Below are 24,363 nucleotides of genomic sequence, written 5' to 3' on the forward strand. Positions count from 1 at the left end.
GCCTTTTATTTTGGAGAAATAGTTTTAAAATTGTCGAGCTTCTTCTTTATATATATAAACATTAAAATTATTTTGTTTTCCAGATTATATTATTATATAATTCAGAATAAACTGTATATTAATCTTTTGCCAGGATGAGAGAAAAAGAGATTTATACAGAATTAGAATCATAAGGGGGCAGGAAAATTGAAAGCATTAAGATCCATCATATTATGGGGAGTAATTTCTGCTATTGGGGCAATAAGTTTTGGTTATGTTGCTTTAAAACGTGGTGAAAGTATCAATGCAATATGGATTTTGACCGCAGCTCTTTGCGTTTATGCTATTGCCTATCGTTTTTACAGTAAATTTATAGCGAATAAGGTTTTTCAGCTCGATGATTCTAGACAAACGCCAGCAGTAGTGAACAATGATGGAAAAGACTATGTTCCTACGAATAAATGGGTTTTATTTGGACATCATTTTGCGGCTATTGCAGGAGCGGGTCCGCTTGTTGGGCCAATTTTAGCTGCACAAATGGGCTATTTGCCTGGAACACTTTGGATTGTGGTAGGCGTTGTGGTGGCTGGAGCAGTTCAAGATTTTATTATTCTATTCGGATCAATGCGACGCAACGGAAAATCGTTAGGTGAAATGATTAAAGATGAAATTGGCAAAGTAACAGGCATTATTGCAATGGTAGGAATTTTAGGCATTATGGTCATATTATTAGCTGTATTGGCTCTAGTCGTTGTTAAGGCTTTAGCGGGTAGCCCTTGGGGTATGTTCACCATCGCAGCAACGATTCCTATTGCTATTTTAATGGGGATCTATATGAGGTATATCCGTCCGGGAAGAGTGGGCGAAGGTTCAATCATCGGTATTATTCTATTAATATTATCTCTTTATTTCGGACAATATGTATCAGAACATGAAACGTTAGCGCAAATGTTTACCTTTAAAGGCGAAACAATTGCTCTTATGATGATCGCTTATGGTTTTATTGCTTCTGTATTGCCGGTTTGGCTTTTGCTGGCTCCGCGTGATTATTTAAGTACGTTTTTAAAAGTAGGAACTATTGCCGGCTTGGCGCTAGGCATATTAATTGTAGCTCCTTCATTAGAAATGCCTGCTGTAACCAAATTTATTGATGGTACTGGTCCTGTCTTTTCAGGTAACCTTTTCCCATTCCTATTTATTACTATAGCTTGTGGATCGGTATCAGGGTTCCATGCATTAGTTTCATCAGGTACTACTCCAAAAATGATTGAGCGTGAATCACATGCGAGAGCAATCGGCTATGGAGCTATGCTAACTGAATCTTTTGTAGCTGTGATGGCCATGATAGCAGCATGTGTTCTTACACCAGGTATCTATTTTGCTATCAACAGCCCTGCAGCTGCAATTGGCACTGATGCTGTTACTGTAGCTGCTACAATAAGTGATTGGGGTTTTAAATTGACTCCTGATGATTTAACAAGGCTTGCCGATCAGGTGGGTGAAGCCTCTATTCTTTCAAGAACGGGTGGAGCGCCTACATTAGCAATCGGAATGGCAGTCATATTCTCGAAGGTAATTGGCGGAACGACTATGATGGCTTTCTGGTATCACTTTGCCATTCTTTTTGAAGCGTTGTTTATTATGACAACTATTGATGCAGGTACTAGGGTTGGCCGTTTTATCATTCAAGATTTAATAGGGAACTTCTATAAACCATTCGCAAAGACTGATGCCTGGGTACCGAACATTATTGCTACGGCACTATGTGTTGCAGGGTGGGGGTATTTCCTCTATCAGGGTGTTGTAGACCCATTAGGTGGAATTAATACACTTTGGCCGTTATTTGGTATCGCCAACCAAATGCTCGCGGGGATTGCGCTCGTCTTGGGAACAACTATTCTCTTTAAAATGGGGAAAAAAGTTTACACATGGGTCACATTGTTACCGACCACTCTATTGTTAGTTGTAACAATGACAGCGGGGTGGCAAAAACTGTTTCATGACAACCCTAAAATCGGCTTCTTATCACATGCGAAAGTATTTCAAAATGCGCTTGATAAAGGGGAAGTATTGGCACCAGCAGCTACTATAGCTCAAATGCGTCAAGTTTTAGTCAATGATTATGTAGATGCTGCTCTTTGTGCAATCTTTATGATTGTCGTGATTACTGTCTTTATTTCCGCTCTACGAATTTGGTTCAAAGTATTAGGTAATAAAAAAGTAACGCTCCATGAAACCGTGTATAAACGAAGTGCATAAAGGAGGAGCTAATATGCTAACTATTTTAAAAAAGGTTCTAGAACAACGAAATCAATTTATCTCGCTTTTAGTTGGAGTTCCGAGCTATGAAACATATGTAAAACATATGATAGAGGCAAATCCAGATCAGCAAATAAAAAGCAGGAAGGAGTTTTTCTGCGAAGCGCAGGAAGAACGTTACAATGGGAAAGAGGGTAAAGTTTCACGCTGCTGCTAGGCTTTCAACTATATAAATAGAAATTTAAGAAGCCTCCAATTCTTTTAGAATTGGAGGCTTTTATTATACAAATAATAGAATATTTTGGTTTTTATTACGTAAAATTTAGCAAAAACGGGTAAACAAAACAAAATTAAATATTACTTTAAGATAGTTATTGTAAATAAACGATTTGTTCAAAGTGAACAAAAATTGAAAATCTATTAGAAAAAATGTACACTAGCTATTGTGTAATTTGTTTAAAGTGTCTAACGACCAACTAATACAAAATGATTATAATAATCTATGTATCTAGTATATGACAAAATTCGAGCGTTTTTACGACGAATCTTTGAACATTTCAAGAATATTAGTAAAGACTTTGCCTCTTTATACGCTGCTTGAATAATAAGTGTTTGCGTATTAAACTAGCTAAGCCATGCAAACTATATTAGAAATAGTCAAAACAGACATTGAGAGGAGAAGGAATTATGACTTCATATGATTTGATTATACGAAACGGCAATATAGTAAGTGCTGATTCTGTTCAGCTAGGAGATATAGCGATTAAGGACGGAAAAATTCAAGAAGTGGCATACGGAAGAAAAATTGACGGAGATGCCCTTAAAGAAATTAACGCAGAAGGTCTTCATGTCTTTCCGGGTTTAATAGACTCACATGTTCATTTTAATGAACCAGGTAGAGCTGAGTGGGAAGGCTTAGAGACAGGTAGCAAGAGTTTAGCTGCAGGTGGTGCAACAACATTTTTCGATATGCCGTTAAATAGTACTCCTCCGACAATTAACGCTGAAAACTTAGCTTTGAAAAAAGCACTTGCTGATCAAAAAGCTGTTGTTAATCCTCGTTTTTGGGGTGGCCTAGTCCCTGAAAATATTAAAGATTTAAAGGGATTGCATGACAATGGCGTTATCGGTTTTAAAGCTTTCATGTCTCCAAGCGGCATTGCTGATTTTAATCACAGTGATGATGAAACCATTTTTAAAGGAATGAAAGAAATTGCTTCATTCGGTTCTATTCTTGCTGTGCATGCTGAAAGCACTGTCATTTGTGAGCAGCTTGCTGAAGAAAAAATTAGTCAAGGTAAAACTTCTGCAAGAGACTATGTAGAGTCTAGACCTATCATTTCTGAAATTGAAGCAGTTAGAAGAATTATTTCTTATTCAGAAGCGACAGGTTGTAAACTACATGTAGTACATGCGAGCAGCCGTAAAGTTGTAAAAATCATTGAAGAAGCAAAACAAAGAGGCGTGAATGTAACAGTTGAAACATGTCCTCACTATCTTGCATTAACAGTAAAAGATTTAGAAGAAAAAGGCGGCTTAGCAAAATGTGCTCCTCCTTTACGCGATGAAGATGAAGTGGAAGAGTTATGGGCTGCACTAGCTAATGGCGAAATTGATGTCATCGGTTCAGACCATTCTCCAGCACCAGCTTCTATGAAAACTATTACAGATAATTTCTTTGAAGGCTGGGGCGGAATCTCAGGTGCACAATCCACACTGAATATTTTGCTTACAGAAGGGTACTATAAACGCAATCTGCCATTAGAAAAAATCGTAAAACTAACAGCTGAAAATCCAGCGAAACGCTTTGGACTTTCTACAAAAGGTAAAATAGCTACAGGCTATGATGCTGACTTGGCAATTGTTGATTTAAATGAAAGCTTTACCCTTCATAATGAAGATTTATACTATCGCCACAAACACTCTCCATATGTGGGCATGACTTTCAAAGGGAAAGTTAAAAACACATTGGTTAATGGCGAAGTAGTCTTTGAAAACGGCAAAATTATAGTCGATAAAGTGCAATAAGCTTATTCTTTATTCGAGAGAGGAGTACTTAAAGTATGTTTGATTTATTAATAAAAGGCGGTAACGTTGTTTTTCATGATGGCGTACGCAAAGTAGATATTGGAGTCAAAGATGAAAAAATTTCTTGCATTGCAGAACATATCACTGAAGATGCTAAAGAAGTGATTGATGCAGCAGGACAATTTGTAATGCCGGGTATGATTGATACGCATGTGCATATCAGTGAACCAGGTCGTACAGAATGGGAAGGTTTTGAAACAGGCTCTAAATCAATGGCAGCCGGTGGTACTACAAGTTATGTAGAAATGCCGTTAAACGCTCTTCCTGCTACAATCAATAAAGAAGCATTAGATCTTAAATTGGAAGCAGCCAAAACACAAAACTATGTGGATTATGCGTTTTATGGAGGTCTTGTTCCTGATAACTTGGACAAGTTGGAAGAATTAGATGCAGCTGGAGTACTTGCATTTAAATGTTTCTTATCTGACATAACGAGTGATATTCCTGGTGACTTTACAAATGTAGATGATTATACATTGTATAAAGGAATGCAAAAATTGGCTGAGTTAGACCAACTGCTTTGCATACATGCAGAAAATCCATCTGTAACGAAAAAACTTGCTGAAGACATGGTAAGAGAAGGCCGTACTACTGCAATGGATTACGTGGAATCACGTCCTATCTTTACTGAGGTAGAAGCAGTTTCCCGTGCAATCCTTTTTGCCAAAGAGACAGGCTGTAAACTTCACCTTGTGCATATTAGTACATCTGAAGCAGTACAAGTTATCGTAAAAGCACAACAAGAAGGTGTGGACGTAACACTAGAAACTTGTCCTCATTATTTGGCTATTACTGCTGAACAAGTGGAAGAAATTGGGCCACGCGCAAAATGTCAGCCGCCACTAAGAAAAGCAAAAGACCAAGAAAAACTTTGGGATGAGCTAATGAAAGGCAATATTAACTGGATTACATCTGACCACTCTCCTTGTACTGAAGACTTAAAACAAGGCAATATATTTGAAGCATGGGGCGGTATTAGTGGTGTTCAAAATAATGTCGATTTGATGTTTGACTTAGCTGTAAAACAACGCGGTTTACCAGTTAACAAGTTCGTTGACTTAATTGCAACGCATCCATCTGAACGCTTTAACTTGCCAAACAAAGGTGAAATCGCTGTCGGTAAAGATGCGGATATTATTTTTGTTGACCCTAACCAATCTTATGTAGTGAAAAGAGAAGATCTTTACTATAAAAACAAATTTAGTGCCTATGAAGGCAGACAAATTGATTGTCGTGTCACTAAAACAATTGTACGCGGTAACGTTGTGTTCGACTTAAATGAAGGGATTGTCGGGGAGCCAATCGGAAAATTGATGGCTGCTCAAAAATAATTCCTTAAATTAAAAAAGTGAAATGGGCGCGGGTATTGCTGTGCAATGCCCGTGTTAAATGAGAGGGTATTTTAGAATGACAAATAATACAAATGAGGTACAGCCACACAGCGGTGAAGACGAAACTCTACACCCGAAAACGGCTGACAAAAGAACAGTAAATCCACTTTCATATATGTTTATGTGGATTGGTGATGGTGTTAACCTTGGTAATATGACTTTGGGAGCGAGTTTGGTAGTAGCAGGTGCTGCAACATTAAACATGTTCCAAACATTTGCGGCAGCTATTATTGCCATCGCAATTATTTCAACCATTTTCATCTTAAATGACAGACTAGGTTACAAAGAAGGCGTTCCTTATGTTGTACAACTAAGAATGTCATTCGGTTTTAAAGGAACAATCATTTCATCCTTATTGCGAGGAGTTCCAGCGATAATCTGGTATGGTATTCAAAGCTGGATTGGTGGTACTGCATTAAACGAAATCCTAACAATCGCAACGAATGGTGCTTTTGATAATATTGCTATTTGCTTCGTTGCTCTTGTATTATTGCAAATTGTTTTATCTTTATTCGGTTTCCATGCTATTAAATGGGTAGAAACTCTTGCTTCTGTCGTTATCATGGTAGCATTATTGTACGTATTCATCATTTTAGTGCGTTCACATGGTACTGAAGTAGCGAAAAATTGGATCCATGTTCAAGGTTCTTGGGGTCTACATTTCTTCGGTTTCATCATGGTATTCTTAGGTAACTACGCAGCGATTTTCCTAAGTGCTGCTGACTATTCTCGTGAATTAAAAGCAGGTTATAGTGATACAAAACGAGGATTCTTATACTTTTCTCCAATCATGATTGCTTATGGATTTGTTATTACAATTGGTGCAATGCTTGCATCAGTAACTGGTATTACAAACCCTTCAAAAGCATTAGCAATCATTATTAATAATGATGCAATCACAATCGGTGTTTCAGCATTCATTGTGTTAGGTGTTATTGCAACAAACATGGTTGCTAATATTATCCCGCCTGCATATGTTATTACATTGTTAACAAAAGCGAAATACAAAGTAGCTGTTACTGTAACTGGGGTACTTGCACTTGTTTCATTCCCTTGGATGCTTGTTCAAGAATCTTCAGCAAAAGGTTTAAATATGTTTGTTTTAATCTACTCAGCATTTTTAGGACCAATCGTTGCTATTCTATTGGTTGAATACCATATCTTTAGAAAAGGTAAAGTCGACGTTGCGGATTTATATAATGCGAACGGTCCATATAAAGGGTTTAACCCTGCAGCAATCATTGCAATGCTGGTTGGTGCAGCAGCAGCCTTTATTGAAGTAGATTTAGCTTGGATTATTGGTTTCTTCGTAGCTGGTATTGCTTATTACTTAATCACGAAATTTGGATTTAAAAATTCTCCTTTCAAAAAAGGAACAATATTCGAGAAATAAAAGGAAAAGGATTGGAGATTTATCTCCAATCCTTTTTTTAAAATAATATTGACGGATCTTCATTTTCTTCAAGAAGGGTACCAATCAATAATGCCACTCTTATTCGCAGAGAGTCTTGCGGATCGTGAAAAGAACGGCCTAGCATATCTTCTGCTTTTTCAATCCTATACTTTACTGTATTTCGATGAATAAATAATTTTCTAGAGGTTTCAGATATCTCGCAATGTGAATCGAGATAAACTTGGATAGTTTTGACTAATTCCACATCTTCTTTTGATTTAGGATAAGCAAGGGTTTTAAGTGTATTTTCATATAGTTCTTTTAAATTCTTTTTTGGTATCATATTGAATAATTCTTTTATTTCTCTTGTTTTATAAAAATGAATAAAAGAAGTTTTTTTCAAATCGTACCCATTTGAAATAGCTTCGGCTGCCTCTTGGTAGATCAGTGAAATGTCATTGAGCGATGGAGTTGGGTTACTAATTCCAAACGACAATGAAAAATCTCCGTCAATACTTTGGATGTTCTGTACAATATTCAGTAACTTTTGTCTTTCAGCTTCTGAATATTGTTCAAATTGCAAGAGCAGCACAAAATACTTTTCCTTCGTAAATAATGTTCCGTTCATTTCACCGTTAACCATTTCATCTTCTAACTGATCATAAATACTATTATGCAAATCGCTTACCTTTTTTTCATACAGTTGAAGCGTTTCATAATTTCTTCCCACAGGATCAATGTTGCAAACAATGCAAATAGTTTCTAATTGCGGGTATAATCCGTAATATTGGCATCTTCCAATAATCTCTTCCTCTGAGCTAATCCTTTTTTCAATTAAATCTGCAAAAAAGTTATTTTTAAATAATCGAGAGTTTTCCTCAATTGCTTGCTCCTTAACCAGAGTGAAAGAGATGACATTGCTTGCTTGTTCAATCGCCACTTTAGAAGCAGGATAAGGAAGGGTCAAAGCATCTACAATTACTAGCATACTTTCATGCTGTCGTTTTGTTTTAACAGGATAGCTTGCAGCTGAATTATAGCTTTCAGAAGTGAGGGTATACGTTGTTCCATGTCGCGCTTCATAAAGATTATTTTTTACCAGTTGGATGATTTCCTGTTCAACAATCTTCATCGGCTCTTTATTAAATTCATGTGTATGAGCAATTTTTTCTCCACGATGATTTAATAATAAGGCAGGGCGTTTAAGGAAAAATCCTAACTGTTCCACAAGAGCTGACAAAGTGTACCCTTTAATCAACATATCAGAGAACTCTTTATGCACATGCATGGCATAATATAATTGTTCTGACTCCGCATCATTTAAATAATTTAGTATATGTCTTGATACATTTCCTAATGTATGCTCAGTTGGCAAATCGATAATAGGGAAGGCTAATTCATCAGCCAGCATTTTAACCGTTTCAGGCAATTGGCCTAAGAAACGATGTGTCTTAATAATAATACCTGAACAGTTACGTGCATGCATTTGCTGGATAAGTTCATATAGCTTTTCTGTATCGTCTTTAAAAGCGTAACCAGTTGTTAGAAGCAAGTGGTTTTCGTTTAAAAATTGTATCACATCGGGTGTATCAGAAATGTTCACAAATTGTACTGAACGGCCAAGACCTCTATGTCCAGCTAGCACAACACAATCCTTCATAACATCTAATATAAATAAGTCATTCATTGTTTTCATAGTTAATCCCTCATTGTAAGGTTATGTGTAGGTAACTATTATACGTTAACAATAAACAAAAAACAAATGATTTTTTAGCCATTTTAAACAATGACAAGTTTGTGGTAATGTACTAAACTTATAAGGATGTTTTAATATATGTAACAATATATCGATAGGAGGGAAGATCATGGAGTGGCAAGCTCGCACAATAAGTGCTGAGATTCATCCTATACTTAAAAATAATCCGCAAGGCAACGTCCATAGTGTATTTAACAACAGTTTTAATTTGGTGTTCGGTGAACATCTCATTCATATTGGGACATCGGAGAACGGTACTCCTCCATTTGGTATTACCTTAAAGGAAGGAGACCAAAAGCTTGCCCAACAGGTAATCCAAAACGAAGAAGTAATGTGGAATTCCGTATTGGATGCGCTTGTTTTAGCACCGAATCTTTCCATTTCATTGAAGAAGGCAGCTATAACAATTCCTGTTCTTCAACATACAGAGGTTAATTCTACTAGCATAAATGAAATTCTCCGGGCAATTGCAGTAGAGCTTACTTCAGAAAACTGGCAAACGGGTCTTACACAAAACCTAGAAGATAATCAACTAATTAAGGAGTATATCTTAACTAAGAATTTCAAACCGGTGCAGCCGATTTTAAAGGAATTGGATAAGTTAAGTTTGCTTGCCTCTGGTGATGAATCAGTAGAACCGAAAAGCGTTTTCGATTTCTGGATTGGTAGAGGATTGGGCTTAACACCTAGTGGAGATGATTTATTAACTGGTTTATGTGCTGCTCTTACGGCACTCGGTAGTCAAAAGAATAGTTTCCAAAAAAAGCTACACTCGTATTTAGTGGAATATGGGATGAAGCGAACAACTTCTATTGCCTTAGAATACTTAATGTACGCCACACAAGGCAAATTTCATTCCCATCTTATAAACATGATGCAAATCATGACAAATCCACAAAATGAAAATTTACAAGACGCGCTTTTGGAAATGAAAAAGTTAGGGCATACATCCGGTACAGACACATTATTAGGGATGTTACTTGGTATTAAAGCTCTTTCTATTTTGGAATAATATTGTATAAGAGGTGTACACATGAAAGAATTATTAAAATCTAGCAACTGGATTTCGGGCTTGCAATGGCTCTTTTTTATTTTTACAAATATAGTAGTAATCCCGATTACGGTAGGTGCAGCATTTGATTTACCACAAGGTAAAATTGTCAGTATGCTACAACTATCATTTATCGTAACGGGTCTTGCTTGTATCGTTCAAGCACTTGTAGGACATAAACGGGCAATCATGGAAGGGCAATCAGGTCTATGGTGGGGCGTAATTTTAGCGCTTGGCACTACCGCAGCTGCTCAAGGAATGCCTTTGGACGTTTTAGGCGGAAGTTTAACTGTAGGTGTCATTATATCAGCAATTTTAACATTTCTTATTGGTATTACTGGTCTTGGGCCACATCTTGCAAAGCTATTTACACCTGCGGTTATGGGCGTATTTATGTTTTTATTTGGATGCCAAATTATTCGGATTTTCTTAAAGGGAATGCTAGGTATTCCTTTTGGTAACGGAGCAGATAATGCACATATTGATTTGCCGATTTCTTTGTTATCTATCATTATTGCTATACTTGTTATTGTGATTAGTGTTAAAGCTCCGGTCAGCATAAGACGCTATGGTTTGTTAATAGGTATTATTGTTGGTTGGATTGCTTATTCATTGATTTTCCATTCAGGAAATACAACAAGCGAATCAGGTTCATTTAGTCTTGATTTGTTTCCTTTAGGTAAACCTGCATGGGATCCAGGTATTATCATAACTGCTGTCTTAGCGGGTTTATTAAACTCAGCCAATACATTTGGAGCACTAAAAGGGACAGAAAGCATGTATAAGGTGAAAACGACGAACTCGGAATATAGAGTTTCATTCGTTATTACAGGCATATTCACTTTTATTGCGGGTTTGTTTGGACTTGTACCTTATTCTCCATATGTGTCTTCTATTGGATTTTTAAGCCAAACAGGTATCTTGAAAAGAATGCCATTTATTTTAGGTGGATTTATGTTCTTAGTTATGGGGTTAATACCGCCGCTTGGTCATTTCTTCTCATTATTGCCGCTGAGCATTGGTAGTGCAGCGTTGTTTGTTTCTTACTTGCTTCTTTTGAATTCTTCTTTCGCTTTCTTCAGACAAGTTAAATTCAATACAATTAATGCATATCGTTCTGCGGTTCCATTATTCGTAGGTATAATCATAATGACACTTCCTGCTTCTTATTTTGAAAGTATTCCAAGTGTTATCCGACCTTTGCTTAGCAGTGGTTTGCTAATGGGAATTATTTTAGCACTCTTAATGGAAAACTTAATCAAATGGGATCGTTATGGTGTAGAAGACGATAGTAAAAAAGCGTAAAAATATGTAATGCTAAAAAGAGCTAAAGAATGAAAATTCTTTAGCTCTTTTTCTTATAGGTATTGATCTAAGAATTGAACAACCTCTTTAAAGGCATTTTGGACGTCAGAATTACCCCAATTTTCGTCAAAAACATGTTTTCCACCTGGAATGGTGATTAGTTTACTTTGTACACCAGCTTCTTGCAGTTTTTCTTGCATTACGACAGATTGTTCATATGGAACATCTTCATCGTCTGTTCCATGAAGCAACAAAGTAGGAGGATATTCAGCATCTGCTAAAGCTGCAGGACAATGCTGGAGTAGTTTATCTTTGAATATTACGGGATGAAGACCGCTGATTTGTTCAATCCAATTGCCACTTTGTCTAGCATACATGTAGATCGCATAGCGTTTCTCTATAGGTCCTACTGATATCGGTTGGTCTGAAACAAGCATTTTTGCAAGCTCTGCCGGTACAGCTGTCATTTTTTGATAATGGGGGCTAGGTTTTGTTGCCCAATTGCCTGTAATGTCGCCATAGCCATAGAAAGAAACGATTGCTTTAGGCTTTTGATTAAATAATCCAGATAAGAGAGCTAAATACCCTCCTGCAGAACCACCAATAACAGCTATTCTTTCTGGATCATATTCAAATTCATGAGTGCCTTTATTTTCAAGCCATGAGAGAGCACTTTCGATATCCGTTCGAATTTCTGAAATTTTCGTTTCAGGTGCTAGACGATAATCGATAGAAAAAATATTGTAGCCTGCTTCATGGTAAAACTCAATTTGTTCTGCTTTCAAATCTTCGCGTGAGCCCCAAAACAAGCCACCACCATGTATATAGACAATTACTGGTTTATTTGCTTCATCAGCTGGATAGAAGTCTCCCTTCAACTCGAAGTTAAATTCCTTTTTAAAGGAAACAGTCGTTTTTAACATGTACTTCACTCACACTTTCTTTAAATCGTATAACCATATACTGGCTAGAAACGATCATTTGATTACAGCTAAATGAACTATGTTTTTCATTTGCTGTGTTATTATTGTATAATAATATGATGAATGTTTGCATGTATAAAGCAAAATTCATGTAGTAGTCGTTTCTTAACTAAACGTGCGTTATCAAAAACTAAGCTATGCTGCTTAAAAGCTTAGCAGGTTAATGATTAATAAACTAATGTAAAGGACCATGGCAAATGGAATTTAAAGTATCCGACCTATTAAACTTAGCCCCACTTCAAAATGCAATTGTATTAGGTGGTGAGCGTTTTTTAAATAATGATGTTTCAGGTATTACCATTATGGAAGGACCTGATATCGTTGAATGGATTAAAGGCGGTGAAGTTATATTAACTAGCCTCTACTCCATTCGCTCGTTCAATGACAAAGAACAAATTGAGTTTATTGAAAGTTTGGCAAGAAAGAAAGTTAGTGCTCTCGTCATTAAGAATCTTGATACAGATATCTCTAATCCGTTGGTTGGTGCTGCTGAACAATTAGGCATGCCAGTCATACAGATGTCGAAAGAAATCCCTTTTATCGATGTAATGTATCCTGTAATGGGCGAACTATTTAATCGGCAAGTGAAAAAATTGCAATACTATAAAGAAATTCATGACCGTTTTACTGAAATCTCTCTGGCTGATAAAGGTATAGACAGTATAATTGCGACTCTTTCAGATTTGATCGGTAATCCTGTTGCGCTCTTCGATAGAAACTTTCATTGCATCGTTTCAACTGTACCTTACCTTGAAACGTTTGAATTGGTGGAAAAGGTTCATTTTTATGAGGAAACGATCAATATTAAATATCCGCATTATCGTCAAATCGTAAAATATCAAGAGATCCCAAATCAAAAAAGTCACCAAATCGTTGTTCCGCTTGAAACCATCAATCATATAAAGACATATCTGCTAATTGGTGAAATCAATAAATCGTTAGAAGAACTTGATTTTATCGCTGTTGAAAACTCTGCTAATGCATTATCGCTTGAATTAGTTAAACAATTTGCGGTCTCCGAAGTTGAGAAGAAATTTAAAAACGATTTGGTTGATGAGTTAATTAGCGGTAAAATCCGTTCAATGCAGTCCATATACGAAAAGGCTAATGTCATCAGCTGGGATTTTGAAGGCTCTTTTGTAGCTGTCTTATTTAAAATTCATCCACTTACTGAAACGTCGTATTCTAAAGAGAGTAACAAAAGTAATCTCTTAGATCGAAGCCATGCAGCACTATATGATGCGGTAAATCATTATCTTCCTGGGGGAATTATTACCAACAAAGGCAATATGGTAACTGTGCTGTGGAAAGTTAAAAAGAAAAATGAATATGATGATAAGTCATGGCGAAAGGGCGTTCAAAAAACAGCTGCAAATATTCAACACATTATCGAGAAACAAATTCAAGATGTAGCAGTACAGGTGGGAATAGGAAATGTTGCAGAAAGTATTATCGAAATTTCAAAAAGCTACAAAGAAGCGCAAGATGCTCTCGATGTTGGTGAAAAGCTAAATGGTCAAAAATCCATTACTGCATTCGCAGAGCTAGGTATTTTCAGGCTTTTAAGCCAATTTGATGATCCACAAGTGTTAACTCAATTTATCCCACAATCATTACAGCGCTTGCTTGAATATCCCCAATCGAATCGAACAGATTTGCTGGTTACATTGCAAACATTCTTGGAATGCCAACAAAATGCATCTAAGACTGCAAAAGTTCTTTTCATCCATTATAAATCTGTAATGTATCGATTGGATCGAATAAAAGAAATAACTGGCATTAATTTTGATGATTCAGAGGAAACTCTGTCTGTACAAGTTGGTCTAAAAATCATCAACTTTTTGAAGCGCGAAAGAGAAAAATAATCACATTGTGTTTAAAAACCCCACCAACAAGGATGTTGGTGGGGTTTTGTCTTATAAGGATAAAAAAATAAATAATATTTATCAAAATATCATAAAGACTATTCGGTTAAAAAAACTTACAATAGGAAGTGGAATTTTTATCACGATATAGGGTAAAAATAAACAAGTACGAATGTCCAAAATTAAATGCGGCATTTTATTAACACAGCTTTTTACAGGCTATGCGCAAATTACATAGTACAGTTCAACCCCATTTTTGGAGAATATGTACTGGTGATTTCCCTATAAAGATAGAAAGGAAGATGAGTGATTTGGCAATAGATGCAATGGATTTTTCTGCATTACCTGAAGAAACAGCTGGAAAGCTAGAATGGCTAGGCAGTTTTGGTAAGGATGCTAAAGGCGGTGTATCCCGTCTGCTTTACTCAAAAGAATGGGTCGATGCACAACACGCTTTAAAAGAGTGGATGGAAAGCTTTGGTCTTTCTGCTCGCTTTGATGAAGTCGGCAACCTATTCGGTACATTAAAAGGTAAAGATGAATCAGAAACAATTTTAACCGGCTCTCATGTGGATTCCGTTGTTAACGGCGGTAAATACGATGGAGCATACGGGGTTATCGCTGGTATTATTGCGATTAAATATTTAAAAGAAACTTACGGAGAGCCACTTCGAAACATTGAGATTGTTTCAATGGCAGAAGAAGAGGGAAGTCGTTTCCCTTATGCATTCTGGGGTTCTAAAAACATTGTTGGAAGCGCTAAACGTGAAGAAGTTGAATCAATTAGCGATTTCGAAGGCGTTCCTTTTGTAGATGCAATGAAGAATGCAGGTTTTGGCTTCAGAGATGAAAGCAAAGGACCTCGCGAAGATCTAAAAGCATTTGTAGAAGTGCATGTAGAACAAGGTAGCGTTCTTGAGACCGAAAAGAAATCAGTGGCAGTTGTCAATAGTATTGTCGGTCAAAGAAGATATACAATCGAAATTTCTGGTGAAGCAAACCATGCAGGTACAACACCAATGGGCTACAGAAAAGACGCTATGTATGCTGCAAGCCATATGATTTATGAAATCATCAATATGGCAAAAGAAGTTGGAGATCCTCTTGTAACTACAGTCGGCAAAGTGGAAGTAACGCCAAACATTGTCAATGTAGTACCAGGGAAAGCACTATTCACGATTGATGTACGTCATACTGATAAAGATGCAATTGTATCCTTTACAGAAAGCATGACTGCTCGAATGAACGAGATTTCAAAAGAGCATGGTGTGGAAACAGATATTGATATGTGGATGGACGCAGATCCTGTTCCAATGGATAAAAACGTGGTTGAACTTATTGAGAAACAATGTGAAGAAAATGGATTGAACTATAAAGTTATGCACAGTGGTGCAGGCCATGATTCACAAATCTTTGCACCGTTTGTACCAACAGCTATGTTGTTTGTACCGAGCCTAAAAGGAATCAGCCACAACCCTGCAGAATTTACAGAGCCTGCAGATTTAGCTGAAGGTGTAAAAGCACTTATTGGTGCATTGTATGAATTAGGCTATAAATAATCTTCAAAAATAATATAAAAAATAGATTAGGGGATGTATTTAAATGGGTTATCCTAAAGACTTACTTTCAAGCAGATCAATTATTAAACATGGTTTATATGCATTAATCGCTCCAGAAGGATTAGTAAATAATGTGGTACCTGGTTTTGAAAACTGCTCTATGTCAATCTTAGGTTCACCAAAATTAGGCGCAAGCTTCGTTGATTACATCGTAACAATGCATGAAGGCGGGAAAAACAGCGAAGGCTTCTGCGGCCAAGACGATGTAGAAAGCTTTGTTTATGTACTTAGCGGCCAAGTGAAAGTAAAAGCTGGCAATGAAGAGTACACACTAAAAGAAAGCGGCTATGTATATTGCCCTCCAGGCGTTGCAATGTATTTAGAAAATGTAGAAGCTGGCGATTCTCGTTTGTTCCTTTACAAACAAAAATATAGACCACTTGAAGGCCGTAAACCATGGGTTGTATCTGGCCATTCAAATGATATCGACTACAGAGACTACGATGATATGACAAATGTTCATATCAAAGACTTATTACCAATGGATATTGATTTCGATATGAACTTCCATATCTTATCATTCGATCCTGCAGCAAGCCACCCATTCATCGAAACTCATGTTCAAGAACATGGCGCTTACCTGTTGTCTGGTGAAGGTATGTATAACTTAGACAACGAATGGATTCCAGTTAAAAAAGACGACTACATTTTCATGGGTCCTTATGTACAACAAGCTGGCTATGCAGTTGGTAGAGAACCATTAACTTATGTGTACTCTAAAGACTGCAACCGTGACGCATCACTATAATATCATTTTGCCTTATTCTCAGCGCATTTTGATTTTCTGCTGAGGGTTAATATAGCAATCGGGCTGTACGGAACTCCACCTATGCCTAATAGCTTGAGGTGGGGTTAAAAGCCCGTTAATGAGAGATAATATCGAAAGCAAAGAGGTGCTACGATGAGAGTTAGCAAAGAAGATTTAAAAAGTTTAATCAAAAATAAGCTTCATAAAGCAGGCTTAAATGAAGAACATGCCTCAACAGCAGCTGACGTTCTTGTATTTGCGGATGAAAGAGGAATTCACTCTCATGGCGCAATGCGTGTAGAGTACTATGCTGAAAGAATTGCTAAAGGCGGCATGAACACAAATCCTGATTTCAAATTTGAAAAAACAGGTCCTGCAACAGGTGTTTTCCATGGTGATGGCGGTAATGGCCACACAGCAGCTAAACTTGCTATGGACGAAGCCATTAAAATGGCTAAAGAAAGTGGCGTAGCTATTGTAGGCGTACGTGACATTTCACACAGTGGAGCTATTTCATACTTCACAAATCAAGCGGCAGAATCAAACCTTATTGGATTCTCTGTTTGCCAATCCGACCCTATGGTAGTTCCATTCGGCGGAGCAGAGCCTTACTATGGTACAAATCCGATTGCTTTTGCTGCACCAAGTACTGACGATCGTAAAATGACTTTAGATATGGCTACTACTGTTCAAGCTTGGGGTAAAATTCTACATGCTCGTTCTAAAAATCAAACAATTCCTGATACATGGGCTGTAGATGGAAACGGTGAACCTACAACAGATCCTTACAAAGTAAACGCATTATTGCCAATCTCAGGTCCTAAAGGCTATGGTTTAGCAATGATGGTAGATGTACTATCTGGTGTATTACTAGGCCTTCCATTCGGTAATAAAGTGTCTTCTATGTATGAAAACCTTTCGGAATACCGTAAATTAGGTCAACTTCACATTGTTATTAATCCAGAATTCTTTATGGGAATCACAGGCTTCCAAAAAGATATTTCACAATCTATGGATGACTTGAATGGCATTAAGCCTGCTCCAGGTTTCGACAAAGTATTGTATCCAGGACAAAACAACGATGTAGTGATTGCAGATTATAAGGAAAACGGCATTGAAATTGTAGATGATATTTATGATTATTTAAAATCGGATGTTATTCATAACAATCAATACGACCATAAAAATCCTTTTGCAGAATAAAAACAAATGGGGATCATAGGGGTGGAGCACAATGAAAGTAACAAAGGAAAAATTAAAAGACTTAATCTCAACAAAACTTAATAAAGCTGGACTCACAGAAGAGCATGCCAATGGGGTTGCAGACGTTCTTGTTCATGCTGATGCTCGAGGCGTTCATTCACATGGAGCTATGCGAGTTGAGTATTATGCCGAAAGAATCGCTAAAGGCGGAATTAATAATAAACCTAACTTCAAGTTCGAAAAAACAGGTCCTTGTACTGCTGTTTTTGACGGCGACAATGGGGTAGGTCATGTAGCTGCTAAGCTAGCTATGGATGAAGCTATCAAAATGGCGAAAGAAAACGGCATTGCTGTTGTTGGTGTTAAGAAAATAAGCCACAGTGGGGCACTTTCTTACTTTGTGGGGCAAGCAGCACATGAAAATTTAATTGGAATTTCTGTTTGTCAATCTGATCCTATGGTTGTGCCATTTGGCGGAGCGGAACCTTACTATGGTACCAATCCTATTGCCTTTGCTGCTCCTGGTAAAGATGGAGACCAAATCACATTTGATATGGCTACTACCGTTCAAGCTTGGGGAAAAGTTTTACATGCGCGTTCAAAAAATGAACCAATACCTGAAACTTGGGCAGTAGACAGCAATGGTGAACCTACAACTGATCCATTTAAAGTTAATGCATTATTGCCTATTGCAGGTCCTAAAGGCTACGGTCTTATGATGATGGTGGATGTGCTTTCAGGTATCTTGCTGGGCCTTCCATTTGGCGGCAAGGTGTCTTCTATGTACCATGATTTGACTGAGTATCGTAATCTTGGCCAATTGCATATTGTCATTAATCCAGATTTCTTCACAACTTTAAGTGCATTCCAAGAAGGCATTTCTACTACTATGCAGGATTTGAATAACATAAAACCTGCACCTGGTTATGACAAAGTTTATTATCCAGGACAAAGAAGTGCTGAAAGAGTTAAGAAGTACGAAGAAAATGGCATTGAAATTGTTGACGATATTTATGAGTACTTAACTTCAGATGTCATTCACAATAATGCATATGACCATAAAAATCCTTTCGCGGAATAAAGGATATGAATAAGGGGCAATTATTTGCCACCCTTATTACAAAAGCAAATTTTATAAAGAGGTGCATAACAACATGCTTCATACAATTATTAAACAGAACTCCTACCAGGATTCAGTAAACTTAATGCTTCTCACAAACAAACTTTCTACAATGGAAGGCGTTAATAAAGTCCAAGTAATGATGGGGACTCCTGCGAATAAAGATATTTTCAAATCATCAGGTCTATACTCTGAAGATCTTGAAAGAGCAGCTGCAAACGATATGTGTATCGTTGTCGATACAGATGCAGACGAAAAAATCGAAGAAATCCTTGAAGAGATTGACACTTATTTAAATAACCAATCTATCAACAACAGCAAAGAAGAATTCCAAACAGTAAAAACTTGGGATAAAGCAATGAAAGCTTTGCCAAATGCAAACATGGCTCTTATCTCTACTCCAGGTCAATACGCTGCAGAAGAAGCTGACAAAGCGCTAGATAATGGTTTGCACGTTTTGATTTTCAGTGACAATGTAACTGTAGAAGACGAACGCCGTTTAAAAGAAAAAGCACATGATAAAGGCTTGCTTGTAATGGGACCTGACTGCGGTACTTCTATTGTTTCAGGTGTTCCAGTTGCATTCGCTAACGTTGTAAAACCAGGCAACATCGGTATCGTTGGTGCTTCTGGTACTGGTATCCAAGAAGTATCTGTACAAGTCGATCGTTTAGGCGGAGGCGTTTCTTCTGCTATCGGTACAGGTGGACGTGACCTTTCAGATAAGATTGGTGCAATTACAATGTTGGATGCAATCAGAGCATTGGCTAATCACAAAGATACAGAAGTCATCACAATGATTTCTAAGCCACCAGCAAAAGAAGTGCGCGATGAAGTTGTTGAATTGCTACAAAGCGTTTCAAAACCAGTAGTTGCTATCTTCTTAGGTGAAGAACCACACAACCATGAAGGTAACATCTATTATGCAAATACACTTGAAGAAACTGCAGCTATCGCAGTAGATCTTGCAAGTGGCAATACAGTTAAACCTAATTACTATGGTGCAGCTATTGAAGTTCCATCTGTGAACCTAAATGCTGAACAAAAAACAATTAAAGGTTTATACTCTGGCGGTACATTAGGTTATGAAGCTGCTACTCTTATCAGCAGAGGCCTTGGATTGGCTCAAAGTGGTCACCATGATGAAGGGTACCTATTAAGTGCAGATGGATTTGAAGTAGCTGACCTTGGTGATGATATTTATACACAAGGTAAACCACACCCAATGATCGATCCAGATACAAGAATTCAATTCTTCAAAAAAGCTGCAGAAGATGACTCAACTGCAATTATCTTATTCGATGTTGTACTTGGTTATGGTTCTCATGAAGATATGGCAAGCGCTTTGGTTCCTGGTATCCAAAAAATTCAACAAGAAGCAAAAGCAAAAGGCAAAGAAATTTACTTTGTTGCAACTGTTTGCGGTACTAACCAAGATCCTCAAGATATTGCAGATCAAAAAGCAAAACTTGAAAGTGCTGGCGTTATTCTAAGAGACAGTAACAACCAAGCTGTTCGCACTGCACTTGGCATGCTTGATATTCAAATTGAAGAAAAAGATAAAGAAGTGGTTGCTGGTAAAGAAACAGCTTCAAAAGACTTCACTGTTTCAGAAGCAATTGAAAAATTATTGAAAGAAAAACCAAGTGTAGTCAATGTTGGTTTGAAAAAATTCACAGAAGCAATTACTGCTAATAATGGTAGAGTTGTTCAGTTCGACTGGCGTCCAGTTGCTGGCGGAAATGAAAGAATGCGCAAAGTATTAAGTGTTCTTCGTTAATCTGCTTAAGCAAGAGAATCAAAAAGTGGAAGTACAGTTCTTGAAATTGGAGGAAAAATAGTATGTACGGACAATATAATACAATCGATGAAGCTAACCGCGCCGTGTTAGATAAAATTGTTGCAGGTGCACCATTCTTATTAGATGTGGTTCCAGCAAAATCAGTTATTGAAGAATTAAACGGAAAGGTCTTGCTTCATGCAGGCCCTCCAACTAAATGGGAAAACATGCCAAGCCCAATGCAAGGTTCTTGCGTAGGTGCTGCATTATTCGAAGGCTGGGCATCTAATGCAGATGAAGCTTTCAAAATGTTAGAAAACGGTGAAGTAGAATTCATTCCTTGCCACCACGTAAATGCTGTTGGACCAATGGGCGGTATCACTTCTGGAAGCATGCCTGTTCTAGTTGTAGAAAACCGTGACGGTGGAAACCGTGCTTATTGCACAATGAACGAAGGTATCGGTAAAGTTCTTCGTTTCGGTGCTTACTCTGAAGAAGTAACAAATCGTCTAGCTTGGATGAGAGATGTTCTTGGACCAGTTCTTTCTAAAGCTCTTAAAGAAACTGAAGATGGCATGAACATCAACGTAATGATCGCTAAAGCTATCACAATGGGTGATGAATTCCACCAACGTAATATCGCTGGTTCACTTATTTTCTTAAAAGAGATCGCTCCTTATATCTTAAAAACAGATGCAAGCGAAGAAGAAAAACAAGCTGTAATTAAATTCTTAGCAGATACAGATCAATTCTTCCTAAATATTGCAATGGCGACAGGTAAATCAATTATGGATACTGCTAGAACTATCCAACATGGTACTGTTGTAACAGCTATGTGCCGTAATGGTTACGAATTTGGTATCCGCATCGCAGGTATGGGCGACCAATGGTTTACTGCTCCTGTAAACACACCACAAGGTTTGTTCTTTACTGGCTATTCACAAGACATGGCATGCTCAGATATGGGTGATAGCGCAATCACTGAAACATTCGGTGTCGGCGGTTTTGCTATGATCGCTGCTCCTGGTGTTACACGTTTTGTAGGTGCAGGCGGATTTGAAGATGCACTAAAAACAAGTAATGAAATGCTTGAAATATGTATTGACCAAAACCCAAACTTCTCTATTCCAACTTGGGATTTCCAAGGTTCTTGCCTAGGAATCGATGCAAGAAAAGTTGTTGAATTAGGAATTGAACCAGTCATCAACACTGGTATTGCACACAAAGAAGCTGGAGTTGGCCAAATCGGCGCAGGTACTGTTCGTGCACCATTAGCTTGCTTCGAAAAAGCAATCGATGCTTATGCAGTTAAATTAGGTCTTATCGACCCACAATAGTCTGATCAAATGATGAAGGAGAGGCATCGTCCTCTCCTTCTTTCTGACAAGAATATTATTATTTTTACTTTTAAGGAGAGAAATTAATGAACAAAATCGTTTTAGCAATCGGCGGTAACGCGATTATTAAAGAAGGCCAAAAAGGTACAATTGAAGAACAACAACAAAATATCAATGAAAGCTGTGAACCAGTTCTTAAATTAGTTGAACAAGGTAACACAGTAGTTATCACGCATGGTAACGGCCCACAAGTAGGGAATTCATTAATTAAATCTCAAATGGCAGAATCTGTTATTCCTAACTATCCACTTGATGTTTTAGATGCCGAAACTGAAGGCAACTTAGGTTACTTAATTCAACAAGCATTTAAAAACAAAATGACAGAGAAAAACATTAATAAAACTGTTGCAACTGTTATCACTCAATCAGTTGTTTCTCAAGACGATCCAGCTTTTGAAAATCCAACTAAGCCAATTGGTCCTTTCTTTACTAAAGAAGAAGCTGATAGAATTTCTGCAGAAGAAAATGTAAGCTTCGTTGAAGACAGCGGTAGAGGCTACAGACGCGTAGTTGCTTCTCCAAAACCAACTCGCATTGTAGAAAAAGAAGCAATTGAAGCTTTATTAGAAAAAGATATCACAGTAGTTACTGCTGGTGGCGGTGGTATTCCTGTAATTGAAGAAAATGGTATGCTTAAAGGTGTAGAAGCAGTTATTGATAAAGACTTTGCAAGTGCATTGCTTGCTGCTGACATCAATGCTGATTACCTATTCATCTTGACTGGTGTTGAACAAGTAGCGATTCATTTCGGTACACCACAACAACAAAACCTATTAGAAATGACTATTGATGAAGCATTGCGTTACATGGACGAAGGTCACTTCCCTAAAGGAAGCATGGGTCCGAAAATCGAAGCTGCAATTTTGTTCTTGAAAAAAGGCGGCAAAAATGTCGTAATCACTTCTATCGACAAACTTCAAGAAGCTCTTGAAGGTAAAACAGGTACTCGTGTAACATTATAAAATTTTAAAGTGAAAGCAGGCGGAGAAGAGTTCATATTTCTCCGTCTGTTTTTATTTATCAGTAGCGATATAAATATAAAAAATGGTAATACAGTTTTGCATAGAATGTATAGTAAAATGAAAAAAGTAAATCTATAAAGCCAGGAGTGTTGCTTTTGAAAAAGCAGGATAGCAAGTTCCGATGGGTTGTTTTCACAACCGTTTTAGTTACATATCTTTTAATTGCAAGTCAGCGAACTGCCCCAGGCTTAATAACAGATCAATTAATGGGTGAATTTAGTATACCTGCCTCAACAATTGGACTTTTGACAAGCATCCAGTTTATGGCCTACGCAGGTCTGCAAATACCGGTTGGAATTCTTTCTGATCGATTTGGTCCAAACTATTTTTTGGTTGGTGGAGCTATTGTAAATGGGCTAGGCACCCTTATGTACAGTCTCTCTTCTAATGAGTTTTTCCTTTTCTTTGCGAGGTTATTAGTAGGAATAGGTGACGCTACTATCTGGATTAATCTAGTACTAATATTAAGTCAATGGTTCAAATTGAAAGAATTTGTAGGTTTGCTAGGGTTAGCAGGTATGAGTGGGAGTCTTGGATTTTTATTTGCAACTGTACCATTTTCATCATGGATTACTGCTACAGGATGGAGAACTCCATTCTTAACAGTAGGCATATTACTATGCCTATGTGGGATTCTTCTCTATTTAGTGCTAGTTAAACATCCTAAAAAGATGGAGAAGAGTATTTCTCAAGACATCACGCAGTCAATTAAAAAAGAAAAGCCACAGCGAGAAAAAACTTTGATTTTATTGCGCAGAATCTTTACCGAGCGCCAAGCTTGGGCAACCTTCTTATGCCATTTTGGGTTGGTCGGTACCTATGTCGGTTTCATTGGTTCGTGGGCAGTTCCATTTGGAATGCATCTATATGGTATGAGTCGTCAGGATGCGAGCCAGCTAGTCATGATTGGGTTATTTGGAGCAATAATCGGCGCTCCGCTAACAAGCTGGATAACTAGCCGTATAGGTACAATAAAAAGGCCTTATATAATTGTTCAATTGTTTGTTTTTGCATGCTGGACCGCTTTCTTGTTTTTAGGGGGTAAACCTCCCATGGGCATGCTTTATGTACTTTTCTTTATTATTGGATACGGTAATGGAGCGAGTGCGTTGACATTCGCCGTGGTAAGAAATTCTTTCGATATGAAAGAAGTGGGCGTAGTATCAGGCTTTGCAAATACGGGTGGTTTTTTAAGCGCTGTATTATTGCCAAGCATTTTTGGTAGTGTTTTAGATCATTTTCATTCGTCATCTGTAAATACTGGTTATCAATACGGCTTTATTATACCAGTGATTTTCTCATTAATTGGTGTCATCGGTGCACTTTTGATTTTAGAGAAACGGAAGGATGTTAATGAATCTACCGACATTACCATATAATTTAGAGTTTTAAAAATAAAATCAC

18 protein-coding genes are annotated in these 24,363 nt (G+C 37.5%); 16 read left to right on the plus strand and 2 right to left on the minus strand.

The window, feature by feature from the left end; all coding sequences use genetic code 11:
• The first annotated feature begins 186 nt into the window (after positions 1–186).
• The 5 genes from AC6CHJ_RS06600 to AC6CHJ_RS06620 all read left to right on the plus strand — a co-directional run bounded on the left by AC6CHJ_RS06600 (position 187) and on the right by AC6CHJ_RS06620 (position 7,110).
• Positions 187–2,238: a carbon starvation CstA family protein gene (locus tag AC6CHJ_RS06600; RefSeq protein WP_498287735.1), complete on the plus strand. Its 2,052-nt coding sequence runs from the start codon at positions 187–189 to the stop codon at positions 2,236–2,238.
• Between the two features lie 13 nt (positions 2,239–2,251).
• Positions 2,252–2,455, plus strand: a complete 204-nt coding sequence (locus AC6CHJ_RS06605) for a YbdD/YjiX family protein (protein ID WP_498287737.1) — start codon at positions 2,252–2,254, stop codon at positions 2,453–2,455.
• Positions 2,456–2,925: 470 nt separating this feature from the next.
• A complete protein-coding gene (locus AC6CHJ_RS06610; RefSeq protein WP_066786953.1) occupies positions 2,926–4,266 on the plus strand; it encodes an allantoinase in 1,341 nt (446 codons plus the stop codon).
• Between the two features lie 35 nt (positions 4,267–4,301).
• The gene (gene allB / locus AC6CHJ_RS06615; RefSeq protein WP_150284308.1) at positions 4,302–5,657 is read left to right on the plus strand and encodes an allantoinase AllB; all 1,356 of its coding nucleotides are present in this window, start codon (positions 4,302–4,304) and stop codon (positions 5,655–5,657) included.
• 76 nt (positions 5,658–5,733) lie between these two features.
• Positions 5,734–7,110: an NCS1 family transporter gene (locus AC6CHJ_RS06620; RefSeq protein WP_066786959.1), complete on the plus strand. Its 1,377-nt coding sequence runs from the start codon at positions 5,734–5,736 to the stop codon at positions 7,108–7,110.
• A gap of 37 nt (positions 7,111–7,147) precedes the next feature.
• Here AC6CHJ_RS06620 and AC6CHJ_RS06625 read toward each other — a convergent pair whose 3' ends face one another.
• The gene (locus AC6CHJ_RS06625) at positions 7,148–8,806 is read right to left on the minus strand and encodes a PucR family transcriptional regulator (protein WP_150284309.1); all 1,659 of its coding nucleotides are present in this window, start codon (positions 8,804–8,806) and stop codon (positions 7,148–7,150) included.
• A gap of 169 nt (positions 8,807–8,975) precedes the next feature.
• Between AC6CHJ_RS06625 and AC6CHJ_RS06630 the strand changes: the two genes are divergently transcribed.
• Complete coding sequence (locus AC6CHJ_RS06630; protein ID WP_498287739.1) at positions 8,976–9,878, plus strand: oxamate carbamoyltransferase subunit AllH family protein; 903 nt, start codon at positions 8,976–8,978, stop codon at positions 9,876–9,878.
• Between the two features lie 21 nt (positions 9,879–9,899).
• Positions 9,900–11,222, plus strand: coding sequence for a uracil/xanthine transporter (locus tag AC6CHJ_RS06635; protein ID WP_066786968.1), 1,323 nt, complete (start codon positions 9,900–9,902; stop codon positions 11,220–11,222).
• Positions 11,223–11,275: 53 nt separating this feature from the next.
• On the opposite strand, the gene AC6CHJ_RS06640 is transcribed toward AC6CHJ_RS06635, so the two are convergent.
• Positions 11,276–12,145, minus strand: coding sequence for an alpha/beta hydrolase (locus AC6CHJ_RS06640; RefSeq protein WP_498287741.1), 870 nt, complete (start codon positions 12,143–12,145; stop codon positions 11,276–11,278).
• Positions 12,146–12,402: 257 nt separating this feature from the next.
• On the opposite strand from AC6CHJ_RS06640, the gene AC6CHJ_RS06645 reads away from it, so the two are divergent.
• The 9 genes from AC6CHJ_RS06645 (at position 12,403) to AC6CHJ_RS06685 (ending at position 24,338) form a co-directional block, all read left to right on the plus strand.
• Positions 12,403–14,070 carry a PucR family transcriptional regulator gene (locus tag AC6CHJ_RS06645; protein ID WP_147193506.1) on the plus strand — a complete coding sequence of 556 codons (1,668 nt, stop codon included), beginning with the start codon at positions 12,403–12,405 and terminating at the stop codon, positions 14,068–14,070.
• Positions 14,071–14,396: 326 nt separating this feature from the next.
• A complete protein-coding gene (gene allC, locus AC6CHJ_RS06650; RefSeq protein WP_147195048.1) occupies positions 14,397–15,629 on the plus strand; it encodes an allantoate deiminase in 1,233 nt (410 codons plus the stop codon).
• Between the two features lie 43 nt (positions 15,630–15,672).
• Positions 15,673–16,437: a (S)-ureidoglycine aminohydrolase gene (allE, locus tag AC6CHJ_RS06655; RefSeq protein WP_066786979.1), complete on the plus strand. Its 765-nt coding sequence runs from the start codon at positions 15,673–15,675 to the stop codon at positions 16,435–16,437.
• A gap of 153 nt (positions 16,438–16,590) precedes the next feature.
• Positions 16,591–17,640 (plus strand): ureidoglycolate dehydrogenase, encoded by a 1,050-nt coding sequence (gene allD, locus AC6CHJ_RS06660; protein ID WP_147193505.1) that lies wholly within the window; start codon positions 16,591–16,593, stop codon positions 17,638–17,640.
• Positions 17,641–17,671: 31 nt separating this feature from the next.
• Positions 17,672–18,721, plus strand: a complete 1,050-nt coding sequence (gene allD, locus AC6CHJ_RS06665) for an ureidoglycolate dehydrogenase (RefSeq protein ID WP_249775923.1) — start codon at positions 17,672–17,674, stop codon at positions 18,719–18,721.
• 73 nt (positions 18,722–18,794) lie between these two features.
• The gene (gene fdrA / locus AC6CHJ_RS06670) at positions 18,795–20,540 is read left to right on the plus strand and encodes an acyl-CoA synthetase FdrA (RefSeq protein ID WP_498287743.1); all 1,746 of its coding nucleotides are present in this window, start codon (positions 18,795–18,797) and stop codon (positions 20,538–20,540) included.
• A 62-nt stretch (positions 20,541–20,602) separates the two neighbouring features.
• Positions 20,603–21,877, plus strand: a complete 1,275-nt coding sequence (locus AC6CHJ_RS06675) for a YlbE family protein (RefSeq protein ID WP_066786995.1) — start codon at positions 20,603–20,605, stop codon at positions 21,875–21,877.
• Positions 21,878–21,963: 86 nt separating this feature from the next.
• Positions 21,964–22,899: a carbamate kinase gene (arcC, locus tag AC6CHJ_RS06680; RefSeq protein WP_066786998.1), complete on the plus strand. Its 936-nt coding sequence runs from the start codon at positions 21,964–21,966 to the stop codon at positions 22,897–22,899.
• 155 nt (positions 22,900–23,054) lie between these two features.
• Positions 23,055–24,338, plus strand: a complete 1,284-nt coding sequence (locus AC6CHJ_RS06685) for an MFS transporter (RefSeq protein WP_249775924.1) — start codon at positions 23,055–23,057, stop codon at positions 24,336–24,338.
• Positions 24,339–24,363: the final 25 nt, after the last annotated feature.

The organism is Rummeliibacillus sp. GQ308 (genome assembly GCF_059759115.1).